The sequence below is a fragment of the Chitinimonas sp. genome (assembly GCF_041904975.1).
Lineage (GTDB): Bacteria > Pseudomonadota > Gammaproteobacteria > Burkholderiales > Chitinimonadaceae > Chitinimonas.
On the sequence record NZ_JAYRLZ010000314.1, the window covers coordinates 1 to 4,581 of the forward strand.

The 4,581-nt window shown below is 62.1% G+C and carries 4 protein-coding genes; all 4 read right to left on the minus strand.

All coding sequences use genetic code 11. The annotated features are described in order from the left end of the window. Nucleotides 1–862: 862 nt before the first annotated feature. On the minus strand, nucleotides 863–1,264 hold the full coding sequence (locus tag ACE3OH_RS19730; RefSeq protein ID WP_374357196.1) for a DUF2750 domain-containing protein: 402 nt from the start codon (nucleotides 1,262–1,264) through the stop codon (nucleotides 863–865). A 64-nt stretch (nucleotides 1,265–1,328) separates the two neighbouring features. Beyond that, nucleotides 1,329–2,021 (minus strand): N-acetylmuramate alpha-1-phosphate uridylyltransferase MurU, encoded by a 693-nt coding sequence (gene murU, locus ACE3OH_RS19735; RefSeq protein WP_374357198.1) that lies wholly within the window; start codon nucleotides 2,019–2,021, stop codon nucleotides 1,329–1,331. Then, the gene (gene ltaE / locus ACE3OH_RS19740; protein ID WP_374357200.1) at nucleotides 2,018–3,061 is read right to left on the minus strand and encodes a low-specificity L-threonine aldolase; all 1,044 of its coding nucleotides are present in this window, start codon (nucleotides 3,059–3,061) and stop codon (nucleotides 2,018–2,020) included. Before ltaE ends, murU begins: the two co-directional genes overlap by 4 nt. Before the next feature lie 44 nt (nucleotides 3,062–3,105). Continuing rightward, on the minus strand, nucleotides 3,106–4,581 hold a 1,476-nt coding region (locus ACE3OH_RS19745; protein WP_374357202.1), incomplete at its 5' end, for an RCC1 domain-containing protein.

Below are 4,581 nucleotides of genomic sequence, written 5' to 3' on the forward strand. Positions count from 1 at the left end.
AGTTCGGCCACGGCCGCAATGCGAATCGCGCAGGGAACCCGGCGCAGCCGGGCGAGGCCGTCGGGTCGCCTTTTCTTTCGGTACTTTCTTTTGGCGAAGCAAAAGAAAGTACCCCGGCTGCGGGACGGGCCCCGCACCAAAACATCTGCGCCGCAGGCGCATAAGACCGACATCGTCCATTCGGCGCAATACGCTTCGCATGAAGCGCGTATCGCCTCAGCCGGACCTTTGGTTTTATGCGCCTGCGGCGCGAGTATTTTGGGCGGGATTGCGTCCCGCAGCCGCCTGACTTTCTTGTCTTGCCAAGAAAGTCAGCAAAGAAGGCGCGCCCGCGGTGTCGCCCGGCTGCGCCGGGTTCCCTGCGCTTCTCGACCAAGTCGGCGGCTCGGGAACTCGGCCCTGCGGGCCTCAGACACCCCTCGCCTTCATCCGCCTTGGCCTGCGATGCTCGGCGCCACCGAGGGCAGAGGGGCGCTCCGTAGGAAGTGCAGGAGGTTATCAAGCGCCGTAGGGCGGCCCATGGCCGCCTTGCGTTTTGTAGGAGCGGCTTCAGCCGCGAAGGCGGGCGCAGCCCACCACAGTCGTCGAATACACGCAGCGCCAGCTACGAGGAGCACAGGGAACCGGCCAAAGGCCGGCGAGGCCGTCGGGTCGCCTTCTTTTGCCTACTTTTCTTGGCGAAGCAAGAATAAGTAGGGCGCATGCGGGGCGCCCCCCGCGCCTAAACATCCGCGCCGAAGGTGCATAAGGCCAACGCTGCACATTTGGTGCAATGCATTTGGCTTCAATTGCATCCTGCTACGGCATGATGATTCAAGGTTCTGTTCGAGCCTCTCTCTCGAAGGAAATGCCAGCCATGCAGTCACTCATATTGAGATAACTCTTGAACCAAGATTTTTCGAAGTTCGCTGGCGCTAATGCGAACTCCTCGAAGTTCTGTGGTTGGAAAAACAATGACATTTAAGTTTTGTTCTTCCATTTTCGGTAGCCATTCACTTACAAATAGTTCTATTTCTATTGCTACAGGAGAGTGTGCGGTCCATTCGCTTGAGGCGCACGCTGTTGCGTAATTTGGATGTGGCCAAACTGGAAAACCCTCATTGCCTGCATCATCGCTTGCCGATACCCAGCCCTCTGGATTTCGAAGTCCCCAAACAGTTTGTCGGTCGGCAACACGCTTAACAAAGTGTTCAAATCGCGCATCGCCATTGAGCGACGACAATGCGGCAAATTCTTGGGGCGATAGGAAGTAGCTGTTTTTCATGAATCGATCAACGACGAATTGAGTGGGCTTCTACCGCATAGAGTGAAGCCAGTAGCACGGAGATTTAGCCGTGCGCTATTTTCCGCGCCGTATCCAGCCGCTCAACCGTACCCACATCCAGCCAAGTACCGTCGAATCGTTCCCCCGAGACTACCCCTGCGGCCATGCCATCCAGCAGCCAGGGCAATAAAGGGCCGGGGCGGTCATTGGGTATGGGTTTGACGAAGGCCGGCGAATACAGGGCAATGCCGGAAAAAGTCAGCGGCGTGAGGTCTGTACTATGGGGCTGCACGCGGTCGTCGCTTGCCAAAGCCAGATCAAAGCCGGTCTTGTAATCGGGCTTGGGAACCAGCACCAGATGCGCGCCTCCGCCGGTAAGGCTGGGTAGGGAGGCTGCACGCCTCAGCAGGTCAGCGAACGGGTAATCGGTGTATACGTCACCATTCACCACCAGAAACGGCGCCTCCCCCAACAAAGGCAGCGCCTTGGCAATGCCGCCGGCCGTCTCCAGTGCCGGGTTTTCGGCGGAATAGCGAATCTGCACGCCATAGTCTGCGCCATCGTCCAGAGCTGCTTCGATCTGCTCGCCCAGCCAGGCGTGGTTGATCACCACCTCGCGCACGCCGGCGGCTACCAACCGTTTCAGATGCCAGCCTATTAGCGGCGTGCCGGCTACATCCAGCAAGGGCTTCGGCGTGCTATCGGTCAGCGGGCGCATGCGCTCGCCGCGGCCGGCGGCCAGGATCATCGCCTTCATGCGCGGCCTGCGAAGAAACGGCTGGCAATGCTGATGGCAGCATCGACGGCGGCGGTGTCTACGTCCAGATGGGTGACCCAGCGCTGCGCAGTACCGATGCTGCTGACCAACAGGCCGGCCTCGGCCAGATGGGTGGCGAATGCGGTGGCGATGCTGGTTTCGACCTGCACGAACACCATATTGGTCTGGCTGCTGACGGTCAGGCCGGGCAGCTGGGCAAGGCCAGCCGCCAGCCGCGCGGCATTGGCGTGGTCATCGGCCAGGCGGGCAATATTGTGCTCCAGCGCATACAAGCCGGCGGCCGCCACAATGCCGGCCTGGCGCATGCCGCCGCCGAGCATCTTGCGCCAGCGCTTGCCTTGCGCGATGAGGTCGCGGCTGCCCAGCAGCACCGAGCCAACCGGCGCACCCAGGCCCTTGGACAGGCATACCGATACGCTATCAAAGCCGGCGGCGATGTCGGCCGGTGTCTTGCCGCTGGCGACGGCGGCATTCCAGATGCGGGCGCCGTCCAGATGGGTGGCAAGGCCGATGCCATGGGCCCAGTCGGTGGCGGCTTTCACATAGTCGGCAGGCAATACCTTGCCGCCTATGGTGTTTTCCAGGGCCAACAGGCGAGTGCGGGCGAAATGGGCATCGTCGGGCTTGACCGCCTTCTTGAGCTTGTCGATCGGCAGGCTGCCGTCGTTGGCGTTTTCGATCGGTTGCGGCTGAATGCTGCCCAGCACCGCCGCGCCACCGCCCTCGTATTTGTAGGTATGGGCGTCCTGGCCGACCAGGTACTCATCGCCACGCTGGCAATGGCACATCAGGCCGATCAGATTGCTCTGCGTGCCGGACGGCACGAACAGGCCGGCCTCAAAGCCGAGCAACTCGGCGGCGACCGCCTGCAGGCGGATCACCGTCGGGTCATCGCCCCACACATCATCCCCGACCTCGGCCGCCGCCATGGCGGCGCGCATGGCGTTGTTGGGGCGGGTTACCGTGTCAGAGCGAAAGTCATACAACACCGGGCCTCGGGCGGCTTGTGGATAGCTCATGCGGGAATCCTGAAAGTAGAAAACCGCCGATTCTAGCGCGCCCCTTACTTGGGTACGGTAAAGAAGGTGCGATAGCGACCACTGGCCAGCATTTCATCGGCACTGAGGCCGTAGCCGAGATACAGATTGGCACCGGCCAGCAGATTGATATCGATATTGCTGATGATATCGGTGGTGATCAGGGCATCATCGCTGGCGCTCAGGTTGTCCAGAAAGGCGGACAAGGGGAACAGCAGGTGGTCCCAGGTCAGGTCGGGGTATTTTGCTTTGGGCTGCAGGCTCCACCAGGTCAATACCTGGTTGCTGCCGGGCAGGCTGGCTGCCACAAAGACGCTGTAGCCGGTGACGGAAAACGCATTGCGCGTTGTCGCGTGCCGGCTGGCTGCGGCCAGGGGGGCGCTCAGTGTGCGGGCTGGTATGCGAAATTCCAGTCCCAGCGCCAGTTGCGAGCCACTGGTCTGGCGGACCGTGCGCAGCAATACCGGTGGCGCATCGCTACTGCCGCCCTGGTTGGGCACGTCGGGCAGCAGATCAAGGGGACCCTTGACCTCGCTATTCAGAACGCTGGCGAGGCTGGTGCGCACATCGTCATAAGCACCATCTCCGAGCTGGCCGAACTGCTGGTAACCCACGGCAAAGATCAGGCCGTCGCGGCGTAGATAGGCAGCGTGGGCGCTACCGGCACTGGCGGCGATCCAGTCGCCGGCAATCGGCTGCGGCCGGGTGATATTGAAGGTGTCGGCCCCGGCCAGCAGCATGTTGTAGCCACGCCGTGCCGCGCCGTTATAGCCCCAGCCATAGGTCTTGCCATCCTTGCCGAGTACCATGCTATTGATGCCGGCCGATTGCAGGCTGGCGATATTGCTGGCTACCTGTACCGGCGTGGCGCGGCTGTCGGTGCTGCCGTCGCCCACCTGGCCGTAGTCATTCCAGCCCCAGGCCCAGAGGCTGCCGTCATTTTTCAGTGCCAGCGAATGGTGATAACCGGCGAGGATGGCGCTGAATCCACTGCCGATCTTGATCGGCGTCGGATTGGCCTGTGTGCCGAACCGTTGCTCGAACAAGCCATTGCCCAGCTGGCCATAGCGATTGCGCCCCCAGGCCCACAGGCTGCCATCGGTTTTCAGCGCCAGGGTGTGCTCGGCGCCGGCCGCCACTGCCAGATAGCCGCTGCCGACCAGGCTGGGGCTGAGGCGGTTATTGGTGTCGCCAAGGCCGAGCTGGCCGAAATCATTGGCGCCCCAGGCCCACAGGCTGCCATCGGCCTTGATGGCAAAGCTTTGAGTATTGCCGGTGCTGACGCTGGTGAAGCCATCGCCGATCTTTACTGGCGCCGCCTGCGCCGTGGTGCCGCCATCGCCAAGGCGCCCGTCGCGATTGCTGCCCCAAGCCCACAGGCTGCCGTCTTGCGAGATGGCAAAGGCGACGCTGTCGCCCAAGGCAAACTGTTTGACCTGGCTGGCCAGCTTGACTGGTACCGACAGGCGATCATCGCGCCCCTGTGCCAACTGGCCTTCGCT